We start from the raw sequence: 16,866 nt of genomic DNA, 5'->3' as shown, positions 1-16,866 counted from the left end.
TAACTCGTATGAATACGCAATCAGATGTTAAGGTTCGAATGACCCGCAGACTGCGGGTTTTTCGAGCTTTTACCTGCAAATACAAGCAGAAATGGATGGATTTATTGTGATGAGAAGAGGAACCAATCTGGTGCAGGGTTTTGTATCCTGGTGGGAGCACAGATCCTTGCAGAGTCGTCTGATTGCAGCATATATTGCGATAATACTGGTACCGAGCCTGCTCGTATCCATCTTTTCTTTTCGTGCGATTAACGAGACCTACATGAAGGATGCGGTAGACAAGAGTGCCTATATTCTCGATATGGAGAGGCTGCATATCATGAACCAGATTGAGTCCATGGAGCGTTCGGCGCAGCTTGCCGTTTCAGACAAAGAGGTGCTGAACTATTTAACTAGGAAGACAGAGCTGCCGCTGGGTGAGCTGGTTGATTTTAATATGAGCGCTTTTGTTAATCTCACAAGAATCCAGTTCAACAATCCGAACATTGAGCATCTGTATCTATTCACGGACAATCCGTATGCTTATGAAATATGGCCGATTATCTTCAGTGAACGTCGGATCAAGGACGAAGTTTGGTACGAGGACACGTATGGTCTTGGTGATCTGCAGATGTGGTCATTTCAGTACACCGACCGAGACCTTATTAAACGATCGGTAGAGCAGGAGCCCAAGGTTTCTTTGCTGCGAGAGATCAGTGTGATCAGTGGAGAACGTTCCGGCATTATTCAGGTCGATATGCTGCTCTCGGAATTTTCCCCCCGGACTTTTACTGTCCAGGATGAGCGGTCCCAGCTGTTTCTGGTCGATGGAGAAGGTGAGGTCTTCTCGCGCGCGAAACAGTCGCTGCTAAGTGATGCTCCTATGATGGAGCAGGCGATTCAGGCTAAATTCAAAGCGTTGTCCGATGGTGAGCCATGGCAGATGGAGTATAAGGAGGCGGGCAAATCCTATATTTTTCTGAGCGTCCCTCTAGAAGGATTGAATGCACACTTGCTGAATGTGCTGTCCATGGAGGATGTGCTGGCGCAGATATCCAAGATCCGCAACACGACGATTGGGATCAATATTTTGTTCATTATTATCTTTACGATTATTGCTTACGTACTCAATTCCTTCATCTTGAAAAATCTGGTTAGACTCACAGAAGCGATGAAAAAGGCGCGTCGCGGAGAGCTGTATACGGGTGTTGTGATCCGGGGCGGCGGGGAGATTGGCGAGCTGGCCTTTCATTTCAATAAGCTGATGAACAAGATCAATGAGCTGGTCGCTGTGGCTGTCCGTAAGGAAGCGATGTCCAAGGAAGCCGAACTAAGAACGCTGCATAATCAGATTGACTCTCATTTTCTGTACAATACACTGGAGAATATACGGATGCTGGCCGAGATGGAGGATCAGCGGGAAATTGCGGATTCGCTCACTTCACTTGGAGGGATGATGCGATATAACTTCAAGTGGTCAGGGGACTATGTGAAGCTGAGAGATGAGCTGAGGCATATCCGAAATTATATTGAAGTGATGAATATCCGGTTCGATACACCGATTACGCTGATCGTAGATGTGCCGAATGCGATGTTGGAAGCAGAAGTGCTGAAGATGTCGCTTCAGCCGATTGTAGAGAACAGCGTCAAGCATGGCTGGTATGAGGAAGCAGAGGAGGCCGGATTCCGAAATAAGACGATGACCATTCGGGCAGAGGCGATCCGCGGCAAATGCCAAATATGGATCCAGGATAACGGAACGGGTATGGCGGAGGAGGATCTGAAGCTGCTAAGGAATCAGCTCCAAAGCTCAAGCTCCGAGAAAGTGAATCTGGGAGAAGCGCCTGCGTTGAGTGCGGCAAATGAAATCAGCCGATCGAATCAATCTGCTGGGATTGGACTGATAAATGTGCATCAGCGAATTCAGCTGTTTTTTGGATCACCATACGGTCTTACGATCCATAGCACACAGGGTGTCGGTACGATCGTAACCATTACTTTGCCTACAGTGGTCATGACAGGGGGAGATGAAGGTGAGGAAACTCATAATCGTGGATGATGAGAAAAATATTCGCCTGGGACTTAAAACGATGATTGAGCGGCAATATCCATCAGCCTATCAGATTGAACTGGCCTCGAATGGACAAATGGCGCTTGAGCTGAACCGTGCATCTCGTGCAGATCTGATATTAACCGATATTCGCATGCCTGTCCTGGATGGAATCCGGCTGCTGGAGGAGCTGGATCGTGAACCGGGAGGAAGAAGGCCGGCTGTCGTGCTGCTCAGCGGATATGATGATTTTGAATATGCGAAGACGGCAATCCGGTACAGGGTGAAGGATTATTTGCTGAAGCCGATTCAGCGAACCGAGCTGTTTGATATGCTGAATCGGGTGGATAAGGAACTGAGCGAATTAGAAGCCTCGAATCTGGAACGAAGACAGGAGAAGTATGAGCTGCAGTTGGAGCAGCACAAGAACCGTGTGCGGCAGCTTCTATTTGGAACAGGACCTGTTACGGAAGAAGAGCTGCAGCAGATGAAGGAGGAGTGGGCAGATCGTATTTCACCAGCAAGCGCTTATGCGGTCGCGATGGTGCTGTGCAGATATGTAGATGGGTCCGTCATGCCGACAGGTGAAATTCAGCGTCTGGTCGAGCGGCTCAGTCAATCCATGGATGTTAGGGCAGAGCTTGCACTTACGGATGTAGAAGGAAGGCTTATTCTGGCAGGAAATACTGCAAACTGGTACCAAGAGCTTGCAAGGCAGGCTGAGCAGAAAGGGTGGAACGGATTCCGCATCGGAATCAGCACAGAGCAGAGGGATTTGGCTCAGATGCATGAGCAATATCAAGAGGCGCAGGCGGCACTGCGATATACTTTTTTGCATCCAAGTGCTTATTATATCGAATATGATGCTGCACTCACGAATCGGATGAATCCTCCACTGCCGTATGGCGCCTTGCGTAAGCTCGGAAATATGCTGGGGACAGATCGAATGGAAGAGATGAAGAGGCTGCTTGCCTCCATCTTTGAGCTGGATCATCTGAAGCAGATCGATATGACGTATCTGGAGAAGGTAAGCGGACTGATTAATGAGAATGTGTTCGACGAGGTGTTTAGGAGATACGGGGAATCCTCGGTTGAGGTGCTGAAGATGTATAAGCTGGTCGGCAGCCTTAACAATTTTCAGAGCTTTAACGAGTATTATAGGAAGCTGGAATACCTGCTCGTCAGCGTTAATGATTATGTGTCCCGCATTCGGCTGGCGCATAGTGAGCATGCGGATATGAAAGAAGCGGTTCGTTATATACATGAGCATTACGAACGTCCTCTGAATATGGCGATGGTCAGCAATCATGTATCGCTCAATTATTCGTATTTCAGCGAGGCGTTCAAGGCGTATACGGGAGACAACTTTGTGTCCTATCTCAAAAAGGTACGTATCCAGCGGGCAAAGGAGCTGCTGCTTCATAAATCCTCCATGAAAATGGCGGAGATCAGCCTCGCAGTGGGCTTTGAGAACAGCAAGCAGTTCTCCCGCGTATTTAAGGAGCTGGAGGGCGTGTCTCCTCATGAATATCGTCAGCTCGGAGGTATGGAAGCAGGGCACGGGAAATGAAGTGGTTAGAAGACAAGAGAAAGGCTGGACTTTGAGCTTACGGGGGGCGTAAAGCTAAGGTCCAGCCTTTTCCTTCGTATTATATTCGGTAGGCAGCAAAAGGTTTCGAGAATAGGAATCGATCGCTTATTTCATCAAGCTTCTCTCCGAGCTCTGTATCGATCTCGATGTCGAGACTTCTCAAGTTGTCATCTAGCTGCTCTGTTCGGGTTGCGCCGACGATGACGGTGGATACGGCAGGCCGGTTCATGAGCCAGGCGATGGATAACGCGCTTGGTGTATATCCAGTCTCAGCGGCTAGATCCGCCACTTGTTGCCCGAGCGTTAAATTATGCTGCTCCAGGAAACGCTGGAAGTTCGGGTCGGTCTCCGCACGGGAGCCCGCAGGTACCGCAGTTTCGGCTGTATATTTTCCGGTCAAAATTCCTCCAGCCAGAGGGAAGTAAGGAATAATTCCGACACCTTGATCTAGGCACATCGGAACGAGCTCGCGCTCCGGCGTTCGGTCTGCCAGCGAATAGCTGACCTGATTGGAGACAAAACGTTCATATCCTCTCAGCTCGCTGATCCCGAGTGCCTTCATCAGCTCCCAAGCAGCATAATTGGAGGCACCGATATAGCGTACCTTGCCGGCACGAACCATGTCATCGAGTGTGCGGAGTGTTTCTTCCAGCGGCGTATTCGGATCGAAGGTGTGAATTTGATACAGATCCACATAATCGGTCCCAAGCCGCTTCAGGCTGTTCTCAAGCTCCTGCTGCAGATGGTAACGGGAAGATCCGCGCCCATTCGGGGAGTCATTTCTAGCAATGAGTCCGGCCTTGGTCGTGAGGACGACCTTGTCTCTTCTACCTTTCAGCGCTTGTCCAATAATGCGTTCCGATTCCGTTCCAGCGTAGATGTTGGCCGTATCAATAAAGTTGATTCCGCGGTCGATGGCATGATGGAGGATGCGGGTCGAAGTCTGTTCATCCGCTCTTTTTCCGAAAGAATTGGTGCCAAGACCGAGAAGAGAGACCTGCATTCCACTGCGTCCGAGGTATGTATATTTCATCGTTATCACTCCTATATTGAGATTGTTTAATTTGCTCTCTACTGAATCAATTTCATAAGTCATTAAATAGATAAATTTGAAACTATATATAGACAAATAAAATCATTTTGATCTATATATACCCTTGATATAAGCAGCTAAAGGTATTATGAAATTGATTCTACTATATTATAAACAATATATTAATTTAGATCAGGCTGAAGTGGAATTGGAAGTGGATGCCTTTGAAGAGCTTGTTGCCATGACAGCAGAGTAAAATAATAACATAAGGCAGGCAATAATCTAGCTTCATAATAATAAATAGACCTGTCCTCATCGTCTAAGGTACAGGCCTTCTATTTGTATGGAGACGCTCCCATAGGGTTATTCGGGGATCTTCCTTATCCAATAAATCTTACGTGTGTAATCAGACCATTCTCAACACGATATACAGGTACCGCCAGCAGCACGTCCGTTCTGCCGCGATGTCCTGTTACGGACTCATGGTCAATGACATAGTTATTGTGCACGATGCGATTCGTGATGGTTGCGTTCAGCTCAGGACTGATCTCGAACAAAGCTGTATAACGCTCGCGGATTTCTTCTTTGCCTGAGTTCTGGATGTTGCCGACAGCATCTTCAATGACGCAGTCCTCGTGATAGGTAGCCAGTAGATCTTCAATGTTCCGCGCATTGTACGCGGCTAGCTGTGCATCAATAACATCAGTAATGGACACGGTGAATTCTCCTTTTTTTCGTAAAATGAGTTTAATGTATTAAAGCTTCTCCGCATTGTATCACAAAATTATCCTTTAACATATACCATTTTTCTTAGGCTAATTATCATTGTCACAAAAGATATATGCTCATTCTACAGGCTCTGCAATGTTCAGAGTTCAACCAACCAAATGTACAGAGAACAAACCGTATCGTTTTTGCTGGATTGTGAAGCTTTGGGTTACGGTTTGGAGATTCGGGCCATTGTTCTACCGTGAGTCTGGAATTTATTCTATTAAATATCATTTCGTCGTAAGGAGGCGCTGCAGGCGATGCCATATGTAACCAAAGAACGTTCTTTCGGAGCTTCACTGGACAGAACAGAGGATGTGCTTAGAGCCATTGTAAACCGATATATCGGAGCGAACCCGAGGACCTTGCCGACGTACCGGCTGCTTAATGTGGAAGGCTTTATTAGAGATAACGAATACCGTTACGATATGAACCTCATGGAGAAGCTTCCTCAGCTGCAGGATGGACAGTTTGTCTATGCCTGGGCCAAAATATGGGCTGATGAGGACACCTCGCAGGCTTATCGGATCAGCTGCTACAGCCATGCACGGGTGTTTATTAACGGCCAGCTGGCCTTTGAATCGAATCATCGGGATGACGTCATGCCGGAGAGCAAGGCTGGACTGCGTGGAAAGCTGCGTCAGGGCTGGAACTTCTTCATGCTGGAGTTTGAAAAAACACCCACCGGCTGCGGTGCAAAATTCGGTACAGGCTCAGTGAAAGGCGCACCGGTTCATTTTCTTGCCCCATCGATTGAACGCGAAGGGCAGGAAGGCTGGGTATACAGTGAACCCCAGCATATACGTTGGATACCAGGCAATGTGAAAGAGGTGAATACTTACGATATAGACTCGAAGCTAGCAAGTATATTCGAGGCAGAAATATCAGCATCCGAAGCAGCCACAGGTCTGACCTGGTATCCCCGAAGTGAATGGAGCGAGGAGGAGCAGCAGCTCGGTGTCTTCGCGAGAGTGTTTGATACAGGGATGGGGGCAGAAATTAAGGAAATGGCCAATGTAGAAGCCAATACCAGGGGAAGTGACGGTGATGATGCGAGTGCAAATGTGAGTGCAAATGCAAGCTCAAATGCAATTACAAATGTTCTTACCCGTGCAAGCGCCGATACAGTCGTCACTGCAGCTGGCTTGGACTGTCCCCTTGGGTCCGTTGCGCTGGCTTGGTCCAGGCTGGATCACCGGGGCACTTCAAGTGAACGCCGTGTGACATGGAAAGGGCTGCATGAAGGAACGTTCAAGCTATATGTGGACGGAAATTTGCTGTACGCAAGCGATCAGGACCAAGGCTACTTCGAGGTGGAGACGGAGCTGGACTATGGAATGCATGACGTCGTTGTTGTGTCAGCCCGTACCCGTCAAGCCTGGGGATTTGATCTGGATGCATTTGCCGGAGAAGAAACTGGCGAAGTGCGAACATGGTCCAGGCCATGCCCGATCGAAGGGTTAACAGGACACTGGCTGTATCTTGGACCTTTTTCCAAGGATCGTGTGCCTCAGCCCCGAGATGTCCCTCATATGAACTGTCTATTCGGGGAGGGAGATGAACGAACTTACTTCAGAGCCGATCAGCCGGCTGCGCGGATTCGTCCTTATTTGGAATCTCGTTTGTACGGAAAATGGAATTATCCGCTAGGTGTTACGCTGTATGGCATTCTGGAGACCGGCAGAGAGCTGTCCCGCCCGGATTACATAGACTATGCAGCGGGCCATATTGAGCAGTGCACATCTCTGGATGAGCTGGTCATGTGGGATATCGAGCGGCATGGTGCCCCCGGGATGAATCACCAGCTTGCGCTGATCGATAGTCTGGATGACTGCGGTTCCTTTGGTGCTACCATGCTCAGAGCTCACGTGCTGAAGGAACTGAGGGGAGCCGAGGAGGCTGCACATCGTATAGCGGCCTATATTACACATGAACAGGATCGCCTGCCCGATGGAACGTTGTACCGCTATCGCAGCTTCAGCGAGCTAATGGTCAATACGATATGGTGCGACGACTTGTACATGAGTACTCCGTTCCTTAGCCAGTATTACAAGCTCACTGGTGAAACTCGGTATTTGGATGACGCAGCTGCACAATTTCTGCTGTATAAGAAAAGACTGTATATGCCTGAGCAGAGAATGATGCACCATGTGTACAATCTGAATTTTGATAAGGGCTGTACGGTACCGTGGGGACGGGGCAATGGCTGGGTGTTGTTCTCTCTAACTGAGCTGTTGACTGTTCTTCCCGAGACGCATCCGAATTATGACGATCTGCTGCATTTCTACAGGGAACTGTGCGAGGGTTATCTTGCAGTTCAGGATGAACAGGGATTGTGGCATCAGGTGCTGACAGATCACGAATCCTACAGTGAGACATCTTGCTCGTCGATGTTTATCTATGCTTTTTCCCGAGGGATAAGATATGGCTGGCTTCCAGAAGAAATACAGCGTCAATATGCTGAGGCGGTCTTCCGTGGCTATGAGGGGATTATACGCCATTGTATTGATCGAGACGGGAATGTATACGGGGTCTGCCGAGGGTCGGGATACTCCTTCTCTCCGAATTATTACAAGGAACGTCTGTCTTGGCTGCTGAATGACACCCACGGCATCGGTATTGTACTGCTCGCGGGGATCGAGTCCTTAAGGCTGCGCGAGTATTTGAAGGAGACCTGTGCGGCTTCAATCCGATCGTGTCCACAGTAAATAACGGGAGCATGACGGAGTAAAAAATATGAATGGCAATAAACCGGGCTATACAGTCCGGTTATTTGTCTTTTTTCACGAAGGAATCCATTTCATAATACCTTTTTAATGAGAGTATGAATTGATTCAAATAGGAAAAAATTTAAATATTTGTGAACGACATCCATACAAGTTGTGATAACATATGGAAAGAAAATGTTAGTACGAACGATATGCAAATCCCAAGCGGATAAGGATGGGGGAAGGCGAATCATGTCCAAAGTGTCAAACTCGCTCCGCGCATTGCTCTCAACGACCCAGACAAGGCTTGTTTTTGCGCTGACGATTGCGATGTTCGTCATCATACTGGCGGTCAGTCTGACTTCCTATTATACATCCAAATCGGTGCTTCAAAGCGAGCTGAGCGAAATGCATCACCAGCTGCTCAGCGATAAGATGAATTTTATTGAAGACTATATCAAGGATACGGACAGTACGGCTATCAAGATGGCACTGCATTCAGGCGTATATGGATACCTCTCTAAGGATGAACAGATCACGCAAACGGAAATCCGGCAGCTCATTGAGTATTTGAAATATGTGGTCGTTAACTCACCTATAATAGAAAGCGCATACATTTTTAATGAAGATGAAGAAAGCTTTGTATCTTACCCGATGGGCTACAGCTCCCGGTTCAGCACATTTCCAGATTCGGACTGGGTGAGCGTAGGCAGCGAGCTTAAAGAGAAGACCATGCTTGTCAAATCCAGAACGGCAGCAGGCGGGAGCGGCAAGAACGGAACGAACGAAATTACCTATTTTCGAAAAATCGTTGTCCAAGGCGAGATGAAGGGCATCCTTGCCCTGAACTTCAACAAGGCAGAGCTGTTCGCACAGATGAGACCAAGCACGGTTTCGAAGATCGAGAGCGCCCAGTATATTCTCGACAGCGAAGGGAATTTGGTGTATCAGATCGGCAATGCCCACGCTGAGCCGTCCGATATCTATGAGCACACACGGCAGCTGGGAGAGCAAAGATACGATGATGTAGAACTGAATGGTGAGTCGCTGCTGCTTACCCACAATCCTTCTCCTCTGACGGACTGGAGGTATGTATCCATCGCTTCCCAGGACGATTTATTGGCCAATTCCAAGAAGATTCGCAGCGTCGTACTGCTCGTCTCCCTCATTATGCTGGTGCTCGGAGCCTGGCTGATCATTCAGCTTCATGCCGTCACTTTCAAGCCCATTCGCCGGCTGCATTCCCTCCTTAGAAATTATGAACGTGAAGAGAACAGTCTCGATCTTGGCAAGCTTGAGAATATTACCGTCCGGCTCCTGCGGGCACATGAAGATCTGTCTCAGCAAATCCGTCATACCAAGGCAGAGGCCTCATCGAAGTTCGTGCAGGATATTTTCATGGGCAATTTGTCCGGAAGGCGAGAGCTGGAAGCAAGGTGGAAACAATATTTCAAGGAATGGACGAACAGACCGCTTCGTGTCGTACTGATATCCATTGATCGGTATTCGGAATGGGCGGATAAATGGAGTGATAACGATCAGTTCCTATATAAATATGCAATGAACAATATCGCTGAGGAGCTGCTCGCTCCATCCTACCGCAGTGTCAGCGTGGATCTAGGCAAGGATAAGCTGGCTCTAGTGCTCCAGTCCAGTCGGGATAAGGAGGAGCCGATTGAAGCAGAGATCAGCCAAATCTTACCGATGCTGCAGGATATTTTGCAGACTAAGGTGTCGATCGGGATCAGCCATCAGGCAGAGAACGTCATGAAGCTGCAGCGTGCGTATTATGAAGCTGAGAATGCGCTGAGCTATCGATTATATAAAGGGTATGGGACGGTCATTACCTTTGAAGAAGTAGCCTCCCATGAGCGGACCGATTCTGTAGAGTATGAATCCATGGTTTCGGGATTACTACAGGCAGTAGAGACAGGGTCGAAGGAGCAGGCAACTCGAATGTTAAGCAAGCTCGAGGAACAGATGAGGACTGAAGGCTGGTATCCTTCTGAAGTGACGAGTATGCTCACCCATATTCGCCAGCGTCTGTTGAAGCTGGAAGTTTCCAAAGAAGGAGCCGATCCGGAGGAAGCTATTCAGATTCGTCAGCTGCACACGCTTGATCTGCAGGATATGATGGAGCTTCTCTATGAATACACGAGCAGACTGGCTGATCATTTTGCATCGCTCGCTGTCAGTCGGGAGGCCATAATGGTGCAGCAAATGATTGATTTTATGACACGGCATCTGGACGGGAATGTAGGGGTACAGGAAATTGCTTCCTCCGTGCATATCAGTGTCAGCCTGGCCAGCCAGCTGTTCAAGCAAGAGACAGGAGAGACGATTCACGATTATTTCACTAAGTTACGTGTGGAAAAAGCCGGTGAGCTGCTGATCGAGACCGATTATAAACTGGCGGAGATTGCAAGAATGGTCGGTTATCAGCATGAGAACAGCTTCATCCGCGTATTTCGCAAGCTGAAGGATATTACACCGGGAAAATACAGAGAGCATATGAAATACAAAAAATATTCTGTGTAACACATGATGAACCGAAGCTCCACCCTATGAGCAAATACTGCAGAGGGTGGATTTTTCTCTTTATGTCCATATATTGGCGGAATGGTCGATTGCTGATTTAGCCTGTCAGTCGTAAATTGAGGGTGTCCCTCGTGGCAATACGACTATAGAAGAGGAAAGGCGGGCGAACATACACATGGCTGACATCACAGCGAAACCGGAGGTGTCTCATTCCACATCGAAACGAGGATCCATTCGTCCTTACCTGCATAATGTCCGCAAGTACTGGATGCTCTACCTCATGGTCCTGCCGGGAATTGTGTATTACATCGTATTCAAATACGTTCCGTTAGCTGGCAGCATTATTACCTTTCAGGATTATCAGATTATGAATGGGATATGGGGCAGTCCCTGGGTCGGCTTCGATAATTTCAAGTTTATTTTTACGTATCCCGATTTCTGGAACGTGCTCCGCAATACGGCTCTCATTGCGCTCTACCAGCTTGTATTCAGCTTCCCGGCGCCCATTATTCTCGCACTGCTATTTAATGAGGTTGCAGGGAGAATCATGAAGCGCACGTATCAGAGCATTTTTTATCTTCCGCATTTCTTGTCCTGGGTCGTTGTGGGCGGTATTGTATTCGAACTGCTGGCCACCGGCGGACTTGTTAACGTAATCCGGGGCTGGTTCGGATATGAGCCTGTTCTATTTATGCAGCAGGAGGGGGCTTTCCGGACGATCGTAATTTTGTCAGGGATTTGGAAGGAAGTGGGCTGGGGGACCATTATCTATCTTGCAGCATTGACCGCGATCAATCCCAATCTGTACGAAGCCGCGGTCGTTGACGGTGCGGGCAAATGGAAGCAGGCGATCTATATTACCCTTCCGTCTCTGCTCCCGACCATTACAGTACTGTTCCTGCTGAATATCGGCAACTTCCTGGAGCTTGGATTTGATCAGATATTTAACCTGCTGACGCCAATGACGTATTCGGTAGGGGATATTATCGAGACTTACGTGTATAGGGCAGGGGTGCTCCAGGGACAGTACAGCATGACGACAGCTATTGGTCTGTTCCAGTCCGTCATCGGGTTTATTTTACTCTACATCTTTAATCGGCTTGCGAGAAAAACAGAGCAGGGGTTGTGGTGATGAAAAGTACATTCGGAGAAAAAGTGTTCAAGGTCGTCAATTACACCTTTTTGACAGTGGCTGCATTTACAATGCTCGCACCGCTCGTGCAAATGCTGGCCATGTCCTTCAGTTCGCCGATCGCGGCAGATTCAAAGAAAGTATTTTTGTTCCCGGTCGAGTTTACATTGGGAGCTTGGGAATACATTCTGAATCGTCAGGATTTATGGAATTCTTTTGCGGTTACAATCTTCATTACGGTGGTTGGTACGCTGCTTAGTGTATTATTCTCTGTGCTCACCGCTTATCCACTGGCGCATCCGAAGTTCATGATCAAGAGGCATGTCATGCTCGGGATTGTGATCACGATGATATTCAACGCACCGCTTATCCCGTTCTATCTGACCGTCAAATCGCTCGGGATGCTGGATTCCATCTGGGCTCTGATTATTCCGGGACTGATCGGCACATTCAACATGGTCATTATTCGTACCTTTTTCATGGGCATACCTGCTGAATTGTCCGATTCAGCGCAGATTGACGGCTGCCATGACTTCAGAGTGTTGTTCCAGATTTTCCTGCCGCTATCCAAGCCCGTACTTGCAACGGTCAGCTTATTCTATGCTGTGGGTTATTGGAACACCTTCCAGCGGGCCATTCTGTTCATCCGTGACCCGAATCTGCATCCACTGCAGGTGAAGCTGAGGGAATATATCGTATCACCAGAAATGCTGACTGTGACGGATATGCTCGGCAGCTTCGATTACAATATTACAACGCTGAAGGCGGCCACCATTATATTTGCGGCGACGCCGATCATTCTGGTATATCCCTTCTTGCAAAAATATTTTGTCAAGGGAGCGATGCTGGGTTCATTAAAGGGCTAGCCCATCCGGCCGCGTAAACTGCTGCATGTGATGAATTCAAAGTCTTGAATATTGCGAATGGAGTAATTGGCGGGTCATATAACTTATTGAAAAGGGGAGATCGCATTTGTGGAATCGTAATCAGTGGACTCATAAAGGATGGACTCGGGCTATCCTGGCATTGACACTAGGGATGACGACGGTACTGGCTGGCTGCAGCGGCAATACGGACACAGGCAGCTCAGCTGCGCCGACCAATCCGGATTATGTCGTGGTGGATGTCTATAAGACGCACCTTAGCAAGGGGAAGCTGCCATCGCCGGATGATGCGCATGTGCAGTATATCGCAGAGAAGACCGGAGTGCAGTATAATCTGCAGACAACCTCGTCAGGCGGCGATCCGGTGGAGAGCATGAACGTGATGATCGCTTCCGGTGATCTGCCGGATATTATGAGACCGGTAGGTGGCGTCGAGCAGACGTTGATCTCACAGAATGGCGCACTTGCGCTCGACGATTTGCTGCCACAGCATGCTCCGAATTTATGGAAGCGCATTCCTCAGGAAGCCTGGGATATAGTACGTTCTGCCTCACCGGATGGCAAGATCTATTATGTTCCCAAAATCTATATGATTCCAGAGCGTGCCCCCATGATTCGTCAGGATTGGCTGGATGCCGTGGGGCTCGACATGCCTACAACACAGGAGGAATACGTCGAAGTGTTGAAGGCTTTCCTGAACGAGGATCCTAACGGCAATGGCCAGGCAGACGAAATTCCAACGACAGGCCGCGAGTTCGGGACCTGGATGGATCATCTGTTTGCAATGTATGGCGTGGCCATGTGGGAAGGGAAGCCGGAATGGGACATTTACGACGGCAAGCTGCAATACGCAGGTGTTACACAGAACATGAAGGATGCTATCGTTTTTGTACGTGATTTATACGAACAGAAGCTGCTGGATAACGAGACCTTCCTGAACAAGGGGGAGATCTGGACAGCGAAGATTAACAACAACCTGGTCGGCAGCTGGTATCATCTGCCTGGGAACTTGAAGGATCGGCTGGCCGCGATCCAGACGCTTGCACCAGAAGCCGTCGTCAAGGGAATGCCCATTCCAGTCGTGGAAGGCTATGAAGGCTACGTTACCCAAAAAAGCGTAGGCGAGCCGGAGTGGATGATTCCAAAGATGTCCGAGGACAAGGCTGAGGCTTCGCTGAAGCTGCTTGACTTCTTCTACGATCCGGCGAATGAGGACTTTATCCGATTCGGGATTGAAGGTGTGCAGCATGAGGTCGTGGATGGCAAGAAGCAGCTGCTTCCTGCCGACGACAACACGCCGATTGCGCTCGGCATGCTGAATTACAACACGAAAGAGACGATGGATGTCCGCATTGAGCAGACCTTTCCGGAGGATCAGATCCAGATGGTCAAGGATATCTTTGACGTTGCAACAGCAGATGCCCGCCGTATTGCCGGAGATGGACTTCCTTCGTCAGTATATGAAGGATATCCGGACATACAATCTCACAAGCTGTTCCAGGAATATTTGTCCAAGATTGTAATCGGTGAATGGCCGCTGGAGAAATTTGATGAGTTCGTGGAGCGCTGGAACAGCTCCGGCGGAGAAGAGGTCACGAAGCGGGCGCAGGAATGGTATGAGAAGGTGCAGAGCTACCAGCAATAACAAATCGACCATGATAGAGCAGCTGCAGGCTTAATCAATGAGGCCAGGCCGCAATAGCATAGTGCTATATGCTTGCCATGACTTTTAGGTGGCTTTGGCTTCATTGAATGTTTCGCAATAAACATGCTGAGTATCTAAAAAAAGAAGCAGGAGGATTCCTTGTCCTATGCAAAGAATTGATCGCAAATTGCTTGTCACCCGGCATAATCCGGTGCTGCGGCAGGCGGAGACCCTATCACCGCTGTCTGTAGGCAACGGAGAATTTGCCTACACTGTAGATATCACCGGCATGCAGAGCTTCCCGGACGAATATAAGTTTCCGCTAGGAACCCAGTCCAACTGGGGATGGCACAGTACAGGCGGACATGATCTGTATCGATATGAGGACGTAAAGCTTGTCCCATATGAAACGCATGGACGGAAGGTAGGATATGCAACGGATGCTTCCGGTCAGGAGGAGGTTTTTCACTGGCTGAGACAGAATCCGCATCGGGTCCAGCTTGGTGTAATCGGACTTGAGTTATGCTCTTCAGATGGCGCCCGGATTCAGCTTCAGGACCTTGGCGACATCGAACAAGAGCTTGATTTATGGACGGGAATCATCACTAGCAGGTTCCGTGTGGAGGAAGTACCCGTTACCGTTCTCACAAGCTGTCATGACCGGCTGGATCAGATCGGGTTGACAATAGAATCAGAGCTCATCGAACAAGGCAGACTGTTTGTATCCGTCCGGTTTCCTGCTCCCCACCCGCAGTCCCGCGGCTGGGGCAGCAGTATAGGTCTGAACTGGGAGACAGAAGAAGGGCATAGGACCGAGCTGCATCATGCAGACCAGCATGGAGCTGAGATCAGGCGGATCATGGATGAAGACAAGTATGCAGTAGGGCTTGCTTGGACGGATGGTGAACTTGTTCAGCTCGGCCGACATGCCTATCGTCTGGTCCCGAACAGCTCCTTGTCGAAGCTGGATTTGACGGTCAGTTATACACCCTCTGTAGATTTGATCGGAGAACTGCATCCGAGTGACACGATCCGATCCTACTCTGCGTCACACTGGGAACAATTCTGGATGAGCGGCGGGGCTATTGAGCTCGCAGACAGCCGTGATCCGCGGGCCTCCGAGCTGGAGCGAAGAATCATCTTGTCCCAATACCAGACAGCGCTGCATTCTGCAGGCTCTCTTCCCCCACAGGAGACCGGGCTTATGTATAATAGCTGGTTTGGTAAGCCCCACCTCGAAATGCACTGGTGGCATGCCGCACACTTTGCCCAGTGGGGGAGAGTTCATCTGCTGGAGCGCAGCCTGTCCTGGTATCAGAAGATTCTGCCAAAGGCACTGGATCTGGCAGTATCGGGGGGCTACACGGGAGCCAGATGGCCGAAGATGGTTGGGCCGGAGGGCGATCAGAGCCCGTCCAGCGTTGCAACACTGCTGATCTGGCAGCAGCCTCATCCGATTGATCTGGCCTATCTGTGCTATCAGGCCAATCCGGGAGAGGCGGTGCTTGAACGGTACAAGGAGATTGTGATGGAAACTGCTGAATTTATGGTTTCCTTCGCGGTGTGGGATGAGCCGGGAGAGCGTTATGTGCTCGGTCCGCCTGTTATTCCTGCACAGGAGAACCACCGGGGCAGCGAGACGATGAATCCCGTCTATGAACTGGAATACTGGCGCCATGGTCTTGAGATTGCTCTCCTGTGGCGGGAGAAACTGGGATTGCCTGATGAGCCAAGATGGCGGCATGTGATGGAGCATTTGTCTGTACCAATGCCTATAAACGGTGTATATGAGGCACATGAGCTATGCACGGATACGTATACAAGAGCCAACATGGATCATCCATCCATGCTGGCAGCGCTTGGCGTGCTGCCCGGCAAGCTGATTGACCGGTCTGTCATGCTCTCTACTTTGCACCGAGTAAGGGAAGCCTGGCGTTGGGAAACTTCATGGGGATGGGATTTCCCAACGGCCGCAATGACGGCCGCGAGACTTGGCGAAGGTGAACTCGCCATAGACATGCTGCTCATGGACCAGTTGAAAAATACGTATCTGAAAAGCGGGCACAATTATCAGCGCGATGATCTGCTGGCCTATTTGCCGGGCAACGGAGGACTCCTTGCTGCAGTCGCCCTTATGGCGGCAGGCTGGATTGGCGGACCTGATGGCGAGGCCCCTGGCTTTCCGCAGGATGGTAACTGGACGGTAAGGCATGAGGGACTTGTTCAAAGGCTGTGAGAGTCTTGCAGCTTGAAGGACGAGGAACGAAGAACCTATAGAATGTGTGAAACGATTAAATAAATCGTTTTTACTAGAGAAGCTTCATGCATGATAACTCATGCTTGGAGCTTCTTTTTATTGTTGGCGCTCAACTAGGCTCTGTAGATCGTATACCTTGCTTCTATGACGGACATGCACCCCTAAATAAAGTCCAGATGACCTGAACATAATCCAGTATAGCGCTTACATTTTGGAGCTTATAATCTGAGGTGCAAGCAAGTGAGTATAAGTATAACCATCCATCCTAACATGAATGAGAA

General features: G+C 49.2%; 10 protein-coding genes. 8 read left to right on the top strand and 2 right to left on the bottom strand.

Annotated elements, in window-relative coordinates; translation table 11 throughout:
- The first annotated feature begins 109 nt into the window (after window positions 1-109).
- Both BM415_RS17910 and BM415_RS17905 read left to right on the top strand, forming a co-directional pair.
- Window positions 110-2,038, top strand: coding sequence for a cache domain-containing sensor histidine kinase (locus BM415_RS17910; RefSeq protein WP_091160379.1), 1,929 nt, complete (start codon window positions 110-112; stop codon window positions 2,036-2,038).
- On the top strand, window positions 2,007-3,599 hold the full coding sequence (locus tag BM415_RS17905; RefSeq protein WP_244533538.1) for a response regulator: 1,593 nt from the start codon (window positions 2,007-2,009) through the stop codon (window positions 3,597-3,599). Before BM415_RS17910 ends, BM415_RS17905 begins: the two co-directional genes overlap by 32 nt.
- A 79-nt stretch (window positions 3,600-3,678) precedes the next feature.
- On the opposite strand, the gene BM415_RS17900 is transcribed toward BM415_RS17905, so the two are convergent.
- Together BM415_RS17900 and BM415_RS17895 are read right to left on the bottom strand one after the other, a co-directional pair.
- Window positions 3,679-4,653, bottom strand: coding sequence for an aldo/keto reductase (locus BM415_RS17900; RefSeq protein ID WP_091160376.1), 975 nt, complete (start codon window positions 4,651-4,653; stop codon window positions 3,679-3,681).
- A 380-nt stretch (window positions 4,654-5,033) separates the two neighbouring features.
- Entirely contained in the window at window positions 5,034-5,369 is a 336-nt protein-coding gene (locus BM415_RS17895) for a nuclear transport factor 2 family protein (protein WP_170862543.1), read from the bottom strand.
- 312 nt (window positions 5,370-5,681) lie between these two features.
- Between BM415_RS17895 and BM415_RS17890 the strand changes: the two genes are divergently transcribed.
- The 6 genes from BM415_RS17890 to BM415_RS17865 all read left to right on the top strand — a co-directional run bounded on the left by BM415_RS17890 (window position 5,682) and on the right by BM415_RS17865 (window position 16,564).
- Window positions 5,682-8,129, top strand: coding sequence for a glycoside hydrolase family 88/105 protein (locus tag BM415_RS17890; RefSeq protein ID WP_244533536.1), 2,448 nt, complete (start codon window positions 5,682-5,684; stop codon window positions 8,127-8,129).
- Between the two features lie 252 nt (window positions 8,130-8,381).
- Window positions 8,382-10,667: a helix-turn-helix domain-containing protein gene (locus BM415_RS17885; protein ID WP_170862542.1), complete on the top strand. Its 2,286-nt coding sequence runs from the start codon at window positions 8,382-8,384 to the stop codon at window positions 10,665-10,667.
- A gap of 268 nt (window positions 10,668-10,935) precedes the next feature.
- Window positions 10,936-11,799 carry an ABC transporter permease gene (locus BM415_RS17880; RefSeq protein ID WP_244533584.1) on the top strand — a complete coding sequence of 288 codons (864 nt, stop codon included), beginning with the start codon at window positions 10,936-10,938 and terminating at the stop codon, window positions 11,797-11,799.
- Window positions 11,799-12,665: a carbohydrate ABC transporter permease gene (locus tag BM415_RS17875; RefSeq protein ID WP_091160369.1), complete on the top strand. Its 867-nt coding sequence runs from the start codon at window positions 11,799-11,801 to the stop codon at window positions 12,663-12,665. The genes BM415_RS17880 and BM415_RS17875 overlap by 1 nt, the downstream gene beginning before the upstream one ends.
- A 172-nt stretch (window positions 12,666-12,837) precedes the next feature.
- On the top strand, window positions 12,838-14,328 hold the full coding sequence (locus tag BM415_RS17870) for an extracellular solute-binding protein (protein WP_091160606.1): 1,491 nt from the start codon (window positions 12,838-12,840) through the stop codon (window positions 14,326-14,328).
- A gap of 166 nt (window positions 14,329-14,494) precedes the next feature.
- On the top strand, window positions 14,495-16,564 hold the full coding sequence (locus BM415_RS17865) for a glycoside hydrolase family 65 (protein WP_091160368.1): 2,070 nt from the start codon (window positions 14,495-14,497) through the stop codon (window positions 16,562-16,564).
- Window positions 16,565-16,866 lie beyond the last annotated feature (302 nt).

The sequence above is a fragment of the Paenibacillus sp. 453mf genome, assembly GCF_900116105.1.
Classification (GTDB): Bacteria; Bacillota; Bacilli; order Paenibacillales; family Paenibacillaceae; genus Paenibacillus; species Paenibacillus provencensis.
The sequence above is the reverse complement of the archived record's forward strand: the minus strand, read 5'-3'. Positions and strand labels throughout refer to the sequence as shown.